10 protein-coding genes are annotated in these 11,363 nt (G+C 63.6%); 6 read left to right on the top strand and 4 right to left on the bottom strand.

All coding sequences use genetic code 11. The features are described from left to right. Positions 1-3 precede the first annotated feature (3 nt). The gene (locus ABVQ20_RS23480) at positions 4-1,968 is read right to left on the bottom strand and encodes an NHL repeat-containing protein (RefSeq protein WP_354461852.1); all 1,965 of its coding nucleotides are present in this window, start codon (positions 1,966-1,968) and stop codon (positions 4-6) included. 345 nt (positions 1,969-2,313) lie between these two features. After that, positions 2,314-2,850: a MarR family winged helix-turn-helix transcriptional regulator gene (locus ABVQ20_RS23475; protein WP_354461851.1), complete on the bottom strand. Its 537-nt coding sequence runs from the start codon at positions 2,848-2,850 to the stop codon at positions 2,314-2,316. Positions 2,851-3,093: 243 nt separating this feature from the next. On the opposite strand from ABVQ20_RS23475, the gene dnaK reads away from it, so the two are divergent. The 6 genes from dnaK to ABVQ20_RS23445 all read left to right on the top strand — a co-directional run bounded on the left by dnaK (position 3,094) and on the right by ABVQ20_RS23445 (position 8,913). Then, the gene (gene dnaK, locus ABVQ20_RS23470) at positions 3,094-5,010 is read left to right on the top strand and encodes a molecular chaperone DnaK (protein WP_354461850.1); all 1,917 of its coding nucleotides are present in this window, start codon (positions 3,094-3,096) and stop codon (positions 5,008-5,010) included. Positions 5,011-5,222: 212 nt separating this feature from the next. Beyond that, positions 5,223-6,353 carry a molecular chaperone DnaJ gene (gene dnaJ / locus ABVQ20_RS23465; protein WP_354461849.1) on the top strand — a complete coding sequence of 377 codons (1,131 nt, stop codon included), beginning with the start codon at positions 5,223-5,225 and terminating at the stop codon, positions 6,351-6,353. Between the two features lie 204 nt (positions 6,354-6,557). Next, on the top strand, positions 6,558-7,163 hold the full coding sequence (gene pmtA / locus ABVQ20_RS23460) for a phospholipid N-methyltransferase PmtA (protein ID WP_354461848.1): 606 nt from the start codon (positions 6,558-6,560) through the stop codon (positions 7,161-7,163). A gap of 65 nt (positions 7,164-7,228) precedes the next feature. Then, complete coding sequence (locus ABVQ20_RS23455) at positions 7,229-7,825, top strand: NADPH-dependent FMN reductase (protein ID WP_354461847.1); 597 nt, start codon at positions 7,229-7,231, stop codon at positions 7,823-7,825. An 11-nt stretch (positions 7,826-7,836) separates the two neighbouring features. Then, the gene (gene pyrF, locus ABVQ20_RS23450; protein ID WP_354462255.1) at positions 7,837-8,550 is read left to right on the top strand and encodes an orotidine-5'-phosphate decarboxylase; all 714 of its coding nucleotides are present in this window, start codon (positions 7,837-7,839) and stop codon (positions 8,548-8,550) included. Positions 8,551-8,625: 75 nt separating this feature from the next. Continuing rightward, positions 8,626-8,913, top strand: coding sequence for a DUF1330 domain-containing protein (locus tag ABVQ20_RS23445; protein WP_354461846.1), 288 nt, complete (start codon positions 8,626-8,628; stop codon positions 8,911-8,913). A 38-nt stretch (positions 8,914-8,951) separates the two neighbouring features. On the opposite strand, the gene ABVQ20_RS23440 is transcribed toward ABVQ20_RS23445, so the two are convergent. Next, positions 8,952-10,220: a low temperature requirement protein A gene (locus tag ABVQ20_RS23440; protein WP_354461845.1), complete on the bottom strand. Its 1,269-nt coding sequence runs from the start codon at positions 10,218-10,220 to the stop codon at positions 8,952-8,954. 61 nt (positions 10,221-10,281) lie between these two features. Beyond that, positions 10,282-11,361 carry a D-alanine--D-alanine ligase family protein gene (locus ABVQ20_RS23435; protein WP_354461844.1) on the bottom strand — a complete coding sequence of 360 codons (1,080 nt, stop codon included), beginning with the start codon at positions 11,359-11,361 and terminating at the stop codon, positions 10,282-10,284. Positions 11,362-11,363 lie beyond the last annotated feature (2 nt).

Below are 11,363 nucleotides of genomic sequence, written 5' to 3'. Positions count from 1 at the left end.
TCCTCAGCGTTCGCAACGGACGGCTGGCGTCCGCAGCGGCACGGTCATCTTGCAGCAAGGGTAATAGCCGCCCTTGTCCTGGTCGGACTTCCTGTAGAAGCAGAGCCCGACATTGACTGTATCGCCCGGATTATGGCCGGTGATGTCGATCGTGTATGGCGCGCCAGGCGCGTGCGACTGGGGTGTGGTCACCCCGACGCCCGGTGTCCTGGACTGAGCCGTGATCGAATCGCCGCCCAAGCCGGCATGGTCATGGAGATAGAGATCGGCCCTGAGCCCCGAGGGCGTGCAGAAATACTGGACATCCTCGACATCGAGACAGGGCGGCAGATTGCCGGGCGGTGGAAGGTCCGGCGGATAGAAGGGTGGCAGGTAGCCGCCCGGTATCTGTTCATAATAGCCGGCACGGCCCTCGCAGGGGTGCCAGACCTTGACATCGCCGACATGGCCTTCAACGTCGGGGTCTTCGAAATAACCATCGAAATCGGTGAACCACGAGCCGAAGGGCGGCACGTTCGCCGGCTTGATCAGCGCGCTCGGCGTGATCTGGACACCATGCACGGCCAGCGGCCCGCCGGCGGCAAGCCGGTCGGCAAGGGTGGGGTTCTCACGCAGCTTGTCGCCGGTGTTGACCAGCGTGTCCGTGCAGACGCTGGTATCGAGATTGCCGTCGGCGTCATAGCCATATTGCAGGTCGACGCCCCCGGCGGACTGCCGGTTGCCGTCCGGGAAACCGACCGCGTATTCCTGCGGCACCGGCACCCAGGTCGATTCCGTCACTGGGTCGTCCGGATTTTCGCGCCAGTAGCGAATGACCTCGCCTTTGCCGGAATCGGCGAACAGGCTGTAGTCATAGCGGTTCTCGACCGGGCCGCGCTGGGCCAGGTACATGAAGCCCTTGTTGTCGAAGGCAATGTCGGTGACGGCATAGTCCTGGTCGGCCTTGACCGTCAGCTCCCAGCGCGGATCGCCGGAGAACTTGCCGTCGCGGGCAATGCCCACCGACCAAATCTCGGCCTTCTCGCCGACCGAATAGTAAAGCCGGCCGCCATGGTAGGCGACGGCCCAGACGCGGCGCTCGTCCTGTGTATAGCCCCAGGTCGCGGGGTTTTCCGTGTCGAAGGCGGCGCCCTGTATGTCCATCACCGAGCCGTCATCGGCGACCGGGGCGAGCCCGTGCGCCGGACGCCCGGCGACGCCATGGTCGAACGTGTCGACCGGCGCGCCGTTGGCATCGATGCGGTGGATGAGGCCGGTGTCCAGGTCGGAGGCGAAGAACTGGCGGTGGTTGGTGTCGAAGGTGATGTTGCCGATGCCGGGACCGCTGTTGGTCTCGATATCGGCGAACTTGCTGACCTGGCCGGTTATGCCGTCGATCTTCCAGATCGTGCCCGGCCCGCCGCCGTTTTCAAGGCCGAACTGGCCTTCCATGAAGGTGGCGCCGGCGGTGCCGTGATGCTGCCGCTGCGGCCGCCCAGTGCCCTTGGTGTCGGGTGTGACGATGCGAATGCCGTGCAGCGAACTCGCCGCCGCATAAAGGTTGGGAATGCCGGACGGAACGCCATCGCGCATGCCGTCATCATAGGTGAGGCCGAAAACCTGGCCGATCTGTCCGGCCGTCACCTCGAAGGGCGGCGGCGTCGAGACAAGCTGGCCGGAAGCCGGCCCGCCGAGATGGGAAACGTCGAACACGCGCAAGGTGGCGCGTGTGGTGTCGATGAAGGTTTCGTCGACCGGGTCGACGCCGGGCGGCAGGCCCTGGTCGAAATTGGGGATGGTTGTGCCGGAAAAACCGGTCACCGCCATCGAGCCCGGATAGATGATCTGCGTCTGCGCGTCCTGCGCCCCGGCGGGTCCGCCGAACCACAGGCTGGCGGTGAGGGCCAGCGCCAGAAATCCGCCGATCGTGTGGATGGCGTGGCGCAGGCGGCCGGCAGGGGACATGAACGAGCCGTGGACGCGAGACATGGAGCTATCCCCGTAGGCTGGGGGAGCAACGCCCGGTCTTGCCGCGCGAATCAGGGCAAGGCGCGGCGTTCCGTCACGTTTTTCCCTGATCGAATTGTCTGCTTTCCTCATTGTCACGATACGCCGGCTCTTACGCAGGGTCAACGGAATCAGCGGAAAGCCCAGCGCATCCGATCCGTCCCGAAGGCGGTGGTCGCGCTGGGCTCCCATTGTTCCCGGAGACCTTGAAGCCTCTGGTTTTCCAGTCATGGGACTTCCTTTCCGGGCCGCGCCATGCGGCTCCTGAACGTCAGTCGCCGCTCGGGATGGAAAGGTTCATGGATGACCTCGGCCGAAGGCGAGGCATCAGCTCATATGGCTGATCGGGCAGCGCTCGCGCACGCAGACGGATTCGTCGCACACCCTGCAGACAACGTTCTGGTCGTCGCCGAGGTCGACCAGCGCCGGCAGCAGTTTTTCGACCAGCGCGCCAAGGGCCTGGGTCTCTTCGGCGCTGAGGACGCCGACGGCGCGGTCGATGACGGCGCGGCGTGCGGCCAGGTTGCGCTGGAAGACGGCTGTGCCGGCCTCGGTGAGATGCAGGGCTTTCGACCTGCGGTCGCCGTCGATGCCGCTACCCCGCAGCACCAGCCCTTGCTCGACAAGGTGATCGATCAGCCTGACGGTCGCCGAATGCGACAAGGCGATGGTGCGCCTGAGCACCTCGATCGACAGGCCGGGGTTCGAGCCGATCTGGACGACGGCCGCGACGGCGCTGGGGCCGAGGCCGGTCTCCGCGCCGAATGCCTTCTCCATCTTGTCGACCAGGGCGAGGCTCATGGCACCGAAGATGTTTTCCAGCCGGAGCTTTTCCCGGCTTTCGTTTGCGACGTCTTCTGCCATCACCATATCCTGGCGGGGATAATCCTATGCATGATGCATAGTTAGGCCGTTCCCGGTCAACCGGCAAGGACGGTGGACGTCTTCAGCAGAATGCTTGCGCGTTGCGCAGCCTGTTCTTATATACGCGCCAAGCCGTTCGGCGCCGGAATGCCGGTTGCCGGAACGGGATTTCTTGTGAACAGGGGCTTTCGTCGGAACGCCTGTACGGGTCCTGAGAGCCTGCTTAGCGGAGAGACTAGAAAAATGGCAAAAGTAATCGGTATCGATCTCGGCACCACCAACTCCTGCATCGCCATCATGGATGGCAAGGAACCCAAGGTGATCGAGAATGCGGAAGGCGCGCGCACGACGCCTTCCATCGTCGCCATCTCAGGCGACGGCGAACGTCTGGTCGGCCAGCCGGCAAAGCGCCAGGCGGTCACCAATCCTGAAAACACAATCTTCGCGGTCAAGCGCCTGATCGGCCGCCGCTATGACGATCCGGTGACGGATAAGGACAAGAAGCTTGTCCCCTACAAGATCGTCAAGGGCGACAATGGCGATGCCTGGGTCGAAGCCGGCGGCAAGAAGCAGTCGCCGTCGCAGATTTCGGCCATGATCCTGCAGAAGATGAAAGAGACGGCGGAAGCCTATCTCGGCGAGAAGGTCGAGAAGGCGGTCATCACCGTTCCCGCTTATTTCAACGACGCCCAGCGCCAGGCAACCAAGGACGCCGGCAAGATCGCCGGCCTCGAGGTCCTGCGCATCATCAACGAGCCGACCGCGGCAGCCCTTGCCTATGGCCTCGACAAGAAGGAAGGCAAGACCATTGCGGTCTATGACCTTGGCGGCGGCACGTTCGACATTTCGGTGCTCGAAATCGGCGACGGCGTGTTCGAGGTCAAGTCGACCAACGGCGACACCTTCCTCGGTGGCGAGGATTTCGACATGCGTCTGGTCGAATATCTGGCGGCCGAGTTCAAGAAGGAACAGGGTATCGACCTGAAGAACGACAAGCTTGCCCTGCAGCGCCTCAAGGAAGCTGCGGAAAAGGCCAAGATCGAGCTGTCGTCGACGACCCAGACCGAAATCAACCTGCCCTTCATCACCGCCGACGCGACCGGTCCCAAGCACCTGACGCTGAAGCTGACGCGCGCCAAGTTCGAAAGCCTGGTCGAGGATCTCGTCCAGCGCACCATCGAGCCCTGCAAGGCGGCGCTCAAGGATGCCGGCCTGAAAGCCGGCGAGATCGACGAGGTGGTCCTGGTCGGCGGCATGACCCGCATGCCCAAGATCCAGGAGATCGTGAAGCAGTTCTTCGGCAAGGAGCCGCACAAGGGCGTCAACCCCGATGAGGTTGTCGCACTGGGTGCCGCCATCCAGGCCGGCGTGCTGCAGGGCGACGTCAAGGATGTGCTGCTGCTCGACGTGACGCCGCTGTCGCTCGGCATCGAGACGCTGGGTGGCGTGTTCACCCGTCTGATCGAGCGCAACACCACGATCCCGACCAAGAAGAGCCAGGTGTTCTCGACGGCTGAGGACAGTCAGTCGGCCGTGACCATCCGTGTCTTCCAGGGCGAGCGTGAAATGGCAGCCGACAACAAGGCGCTCGGCCAGTTCGACCTAGTCGGCATCCCGCCGGCCCCGCGCGGCGTGCCGCAGATCGAGGTCACATTCGACATCGACGCCAACGGCATCGTCAACGTCTCGGCCAAGGACAAGGGCACCGGCAAGGAGCACCAGATCCGCATCCAGGCGTCGGGTGGTCTTTCGGACGCCGACATCGAGAAGATGGTGAAGGACGCCGAGGCCAATGCCGAGACCGACAAGAAGCGTCGCGGGCTGGTCGAGGCCCGCAACCAGGCCGAAGCGATGCTGCATTCCTCGGAGAAGTCGCTGAAGGAATATGGCGACAAGGTTTCGGAAACCGACCGCAAGGCGATCGTCGATGCCATCGCCGCCCTGAAGACGGCTTCCGAAGGCGACGACGCCGCCGACATCGAGGCCAAGTCGCAAGTGCTTGCCGAAGCTTCGATGAAGCTTGGCCAGGCCATGTACGAGGCTTCGCAGAAGGAAGCGGCGGAAGCCGATGCCAAGGCGGACGCCGCCAAGGACAGCGACGTGGTCGATGCCGATTTCGAGGAAATCGACGAAAACGACGACAAGAAGAAGTCGGCCTGAACGGCCTGACGGCTGACAAAGCGGAAAAGCCCGGCGCAAAGCCGGGCTTTTTTGCAACCTCGGCTGAAAAAAATATCGGCTTGGCCGAAAAAATGCGGGCAAGCCCGCGCTGACACTGGCATCCCGGCTCCATCGCACCTAAATCGGAACGGCGTGCCGGCAAACGACGCAACAATGCATCAAGACGTTGAGCATCCGGACAGCGGGAAAAAATGAAAGCTGATTTCTACGAAACGCTGGGTGTCCAGAAGGGTGCCGACGAGAAGGAGCTCAAGAGCGCTTTCCGCAAGCTCGCCATGCAGTTCCATCCCGACCGCAATCCCGGCGATCATTCCTGCGAGCACAAGTTCAAGGAAATCAACGAAGCCTACGAGACGCTGAAGGACCCGCAGAAGCGCGCGGCCTATGACCGCTTCGGTCACGCCGCCTTCGAGCAGGGCGGCATGAATGGCGGCGCGCAAGGGTTCGGCGCCGGCGGCTTCGCCGATATTTTCGAGGACATTTTCGGCGACATGATGGGCGGGCGCCAGCGCCGCTCCTCGGGCGGCCGCGAGCGTGGCGCCGACCTGCGCTACAACATGGAAATCTCGCTGGAAGAGGCGTTCGCCGGCAAGACCGCGCAGATCCGCGTGCCGGCCTCGATCTCCTGCACCGAATGCTCGGGCACCGGCGCCAAGCCCGGCACCCAGCCTGTCACCTGCTCGATGTGCAATGGCCATGGCAAGGTGCGCGCCACGCAGGGCTTCTTCTCCATCGAGCGCACCTGCCCGCAATGCCAGGGCCGCGGCCAGACCATCAAGGATCCGTGCCCGAAATGCGCTGGCCAGGGCCGCGTCACCGAGGAGCGTTCGCTGTCGGTCAACATTCCGGCCGGCATCGAGGACGGCACCCGCATCCGGCTTGCCAATGAGGGCGAGGCCGGCCTGCGCGGCGGCCCGTCCGGCGACCTTTATATTTTCCTGGCGGTCAAGCCGCACGAGTTCTTCCAGCGCGATGGCGCCGACCTCTATTGCAAGGTGCCGATCTCGATGACGACAGCCGCCCTTGGCGGCTCCTTCGAGGTGACGACGCTGGATGGAACGCAGACCAAGGTGAAGGTGCCGGAAGGCACCCAGAACGGTCGCCAGTTCCGCCTCAAGGGCAAAGGCATGCCGGTGCTGCGCCAGGCCAATATCGGCGATCTCTACATCCAGACGGCCGTCGAGACGCCGCAGAACCTGTCGCGTCGCCAGCGCGAGCTGCTGGAAGAGTTTGAACAGCTCTCGTCGAAGGACAATTCGCCCCAGTCGAGCGGCTTTTTCACCCGCATGAAGGATTTCTTCGAATCTTTTGGCGAGCGCTGATGCATGTCGCCCAAAAGCGGGAACCGGTTTTGGGGGCAACGATATCGATCTGGCGGAATCCAACGCACGCCGGGTCAATCCGTGAAACGCATCACGCCTTGAGACACGACCAAAACTATCTTGTCCACGACATTGGCATGACAGCACCTTGCCTTGGGTCACCCAAGTGTTAAGTACCATCGTGGGGCGTTCTGGAGAACTTGCATGACACGTGGTCCCGGGTTGCGGAAGACGCTGGCCGAAAAGTTCGACGACGAGCTCAAATTCTTCAAAGGGTGGATCGACAAGCCGAAGACGGTCGGCTCGATCGTGCCGACCAGTTCCATCACCGCTCGCAAGATGGCGTCGATCGTCAATCCGAAATCGGGCCTGCCGGTGCTTGAGGTCGGCCCGGGCACGGGTGTCATCACCCGCGCCATCCTCGCCCAGGGCGTGCGGCCCGAAAACCTCTACGCGGTCGAGTATTCCACCGACTTCGTGCGCCATCTGCGCCGGCTCTACCCTGGCGTCAACGTCATCGAGGGCGACGCTTTCAATCTCGATGCCACGCTCGGCGACAAGAGCGGCCTGACCTTCGATTCCGTCGTCTCCGGCGTGCCGCTGCTCAACTTTCCGGTCGCCCAGCGCATCGCCTATATCAACAGCCTGCTCGACCGCATCCCGGCCGGCCGGCCGATCGTGCAACTGACCTACGGCCCGATGTCGCCTATCCCGCCCGGCCGCGGCAATTACACCGTCGAGCATTTCCACTTCGTCATCCGCAACATCCCGCCAACGCAGCTGTGGATCTACCGGCGCGGCGCGCATTGAGGCTGATAAGCGCTTGGGATTCGGGCAACACTTGACCTATACCTGCCGGCTGACAAGGTAGGCCCATGGCAGTGATCCCGAAAATCCTCGTTTTCGCCGGCTCGGTCCGGACCGGCGCCTTCAGCGGCAGGACCGCCGACGTGGCGCAGACCGAACTCGCCATGCAGGGCGCGGTCGTGACCCGCATCTCGCTCGCCGACTATCCGCTGCCGATCCTGGATGAGGATCTGGAAAGGGAAAAAGGCATTCCCGAGAATGCCATGAAGCTCGCCCGGCTGGTCGCAGCCCATGACGGGCTGCTGATCGCGACGCCGGAGTATAATGGCTCCATCCCGCCGCTGCTCAAGAACACGATCGACTGGGTGAGCCGGGTGCGCAAGGACGGCGGCCGGCCGTTCAGGCCTTTTGCCGGCAAGCCTGCCGCGCTTTGTTCCTCCTCCGACGGCAAGTTCGCCGGCATACGCTGTATCAATCATCTACGCGCCGTGCTGGTCAGATGCCAGCTGGAAGTGATCACGCCGGAATGCTCGGTGTCGGGCGCCAGCGGCGCTTTCGACAAGGACGGGCATTTCACGGACGAAAGACTACGCCAATCGATGGAGCATCTATGCCGCACGCTGATCGAAACATCGCGCATGCTGTCGACCCGGGTCGAGGCGTGATTGCCGCCGCCATGCAGGCTCAATCCATTCAGGCCCAGTCGATCCAGGAAAGACTGATCGTTGGCCTCGACGTGCCAACGGTGGCTGAAGCCGAGAAGGTGGTGCGCGAGCTCGACGGCGTCGTCTCCTTCTACAAGATCGGCTATCAGCTTGCCTTCGCCGGCGGGCTCGACTTCGCCCGCGAGCTGGCCAGCGGCGGCACGAAGGTCTTTCTCGACATGAAGTTGCTCGACATCGACAATACGGTGGCCAAGGGCGTCGAGAACATCGTCAAGATGGGCATGAGCATGCTGACGCTGCACGCCTATCCCAAGACGATGAGAGCGGCGGTAGAGGCGGCCAGGGGTAGCGACCTTTGCCTGCTTGGCGTCACCGTGCTGACCTCGATGGACGAGCAGGACGTGATCGACGCCGGCTATGAATATGATCCGCACACGCTGGTGCTGAGGCGCTCGGAACAGGCGCTCCATGCCGGCATGGGCGGCATCGTCTGCTCGGCCGAGGAAACCGAAGCGGTGCGGCGAATCGTCGGGCCGAACATGGCGGTTGTCACGCCGGGCATAAGGCTTGCGGGCAGCGACCATGGTGACCAGAAGCGCGTGGTGACGCCGGCGCAGGCGATCCGCAGCGGCTCCAGCCATCTTGTCGTTGCCCGCCCGGTTGTCGGGGCGGCTGACAGGCGTGCGGCGGCCGAGGCGATCCTTGCCGAAATGCGCTCCGCCTGAAGGCACACCGGCGGTCATCCGGAGCGACTTTCAAATTCGGGCTTTCGCCCTACAACGGAAATCAGGGAGGAAAAAATGCCCAAGGGATACTGGATCGCCCGCGTCGATGTGCGCGACGCCGAAGGCTACAAGGAGTATGTCGCCGCCTCCAAGCTGGCCTTCGACCGTTTCGGCGCGAAATTCCTGGCGCGCGGCGGCGAGCATGAGAAAGCCGAGGGGGCTGGCCGCGCGCGCAACGTCATCATCGAATTCGAATCGCTTGGCGTGGCGCATGACTGCTACCATTCGCCGGAGTATCAGCGCGCGGTCGCCATCCGCCAGAAAGTCGCCGATGGCGAGATCGTCCTGGTCGAAGGCATCTGACGCACGGACGGATACCGCCCCGGCGGGCGCCCCCTGTCTCAGTGCAGCGTTTGTCGCGCGTCGAGCGCCAGCGATTCGGCTTGGTGCCGGTGGCCGTGGATTTCGTAGCCGACGACGGTGAACGCCGGCGCCATCGTCAGGATGATGAGGCAAACGGCCATGTCCACGCCGGCGAGCGCGGCGACAATGGCAAGCGCGACCACCGCCGCGGTTCCCGCCAACAGCCAGATATGGAAAAGGTCGAAACGCGGCACGAGGTAGTAGTAGAGCGCGTAGATCGCGCCGAGGAAAATGGCGAGCGGCACGGCGGCGGAAAGCAGGGTCGCCAGGGGGCCGATATGAGCTTTGTGCTCGATGAAATAGGCCGCGACATGCAGGCCGGCTCCCGTCGCGACGATTGCAGCGACGACCAGCATCTGGCCATAACCCCAGACGAAGGCGCGCTCCCGATGCGCGTGGAGGACCGGTGCTGATGGCAGCATGTAATAAACCCACCACATACCGAAAGTGAGCCCGGTGCCGGCAACGCCGACAAGCACGGCATCGAGGTTCCAGCCCTGCTCCTCGACCACGGCCGACAGCGTCGCCAGCGTGCCCACGACGCTTTCGCCCAGCGCGATGATGGCGAACAGGCTGTAACGCTCGGCCATATGGTGGGCATGCCAGGGCGTGCCACCATTCCTGCGCTCGGCAATCACCGGCCCGGCAAGTTCGATGACAAGCAGGATCGCGCCAAGCACCAGGCTTGTCAGTACCGAGAAGTCGAACAGAATCTGCACCACCCAGCCGACCTGCGCGATCGAGATGGCGGTGACGTAAGTCAGGCAGATTTCACGCCTCGAGGGATCTTGCCTTGCCGCGCGCAGCCACTGGAAAATCATGGCCACGCGCATGATGACGTAGCCCAGCACCATAATGGAATTGTCGAGATGCTCGCCGTTCTCGATCGAGGTGAACATGCGCGGCAGGCCTATCGCCAGCACCAGCACGCCGATCATCTGCACCATGGTGACGAGGCGGAAGATCCAGTCGTCGGTGTCGTAGGCGGAAGAGAACCAGGAAAAGTTGATCCAGGCCCAGCAGATGGCGAAGCTCGCAAAGCCGAAGCCAAGCAGCGCGGCGGTATAGTGGCCTTCCGCCAGGGAATGCGCCAGCTGCGACGAGGCAAGGCCGAAGGCAGTGGCGAAGGTCAGGTCGAAAAGAAGCTCCAGCGGTGTGGCGACGCGATGCGCCTCATGCGGATCGCGTCCGCTCATGCGCTTGATGTGGTGATGCAGGCTCTCGGAGCTGACTGGCGTGGTGGTCATCGGGCGGCCTTCATTGACAAGGCCGCGACAGTAGAGGCGATGCGGAGGGCGTCAAGGCAGGCTATTGCGCCGCAAGCCTTTGCGGGCCCGACAGCCGGCTTGCCGCCATCTCGGCCATGGCATCGGCCAGGCTCATATTCCACTGCGAGCGGCAATAGGCGCGAAAATCGAAGCAGGGCAGGCCGGGGCAGACCTCGAATTCTATGAGATGAATAGTGTCGTCGGACTCGACCCTGAGATCGATCGAAAACACATCGCGCAGGCCGAGCCCGCTCATCAGCCGCTCGGCTATGCTGCGTATTTTTGCATCGGCGCCTGGCTGGCTGTCGCCGACCGGCAGCAGTTCCGGCTCGGCGTATTGTCCTTGCGCCTTCGCCGCTTCGCCCGTTTCGCCGTAGAGCGCCATGCTGTCTTCCATGGTCTGGAAATCGGCACCTGAATCGACAAAGGCGACACCGAGCGCCTCGACACCGGCGCCGGGCACCAGCCCGAGGAAACTGGCGCGCACATTGCGGCCGGGGACGTAGGGCTGCACGACGACATCGTCGCGATAGGCTGCGTAGACGCGCCGGCTGAGTTCGAGCGCGTGGCTCAGGTCATTGCAGCGTGAATCCGGCCAGATGCCGATCTTGGCGCCCAGCCGGTTCGGCTTGACGAACCAGCCCGCCGCCGCCGCCGGTGGTTCCACCAGCCATTTTCCGTTGCGGGCAAGGCCAGCCTGCGGCGCCGGCAGGCCGAGTGCGCCGAGCACAGCGCCGGAACGGAACTTGTCCTGGCAGAGTGCGAACAGGGAATCGTCGGCGCCGATCGTCTTCAGCCCCTTGAGCCTGGCGAGTGCCGGTGCCGCGCCACCCCGGAAATAGGCGATGCCGTCGGACAGTGTCCAGACAAGCGTGTCCTGCGGATTCTGGTCGGCGAGCGCATCAGCGGCATCGTCGAGCGTCACCGGCCCAAAGGAAAGACCGCGCCTGAGGCAGGCGGCGGCGAGCGCTTCGAACTCATACGCAAGATCGGTCGACTGCGCCAGGTAGGACGAAATCTCCGTGGCACGGTCGGGGGCATAACCGTCGGCGATCAGCCGGTCGAAGCAGGCCTTCTCCGGCTCGTAGACAAGGATCAGCTTCGGCTTGGTGTTGGGCATGG

The sequence above is a fragment of the Mesorhizobium shangrilense genome, assembly GCF_040537815.1.
In the GTDB taxonomy this organism is placed as follows: domain Bacteria; phylum Pseudomonadota; class Alphaproteobacteria; order Rhizobiales; family Rhizobiaceae; genus Mesorhizobium; species Mesorhizobium shangrilense.
The sequence above is the reverse complement of the archived record's forward strand: the minus strand, read 5'-3'. Positions and strand labels throughout refer to the sequence as shown.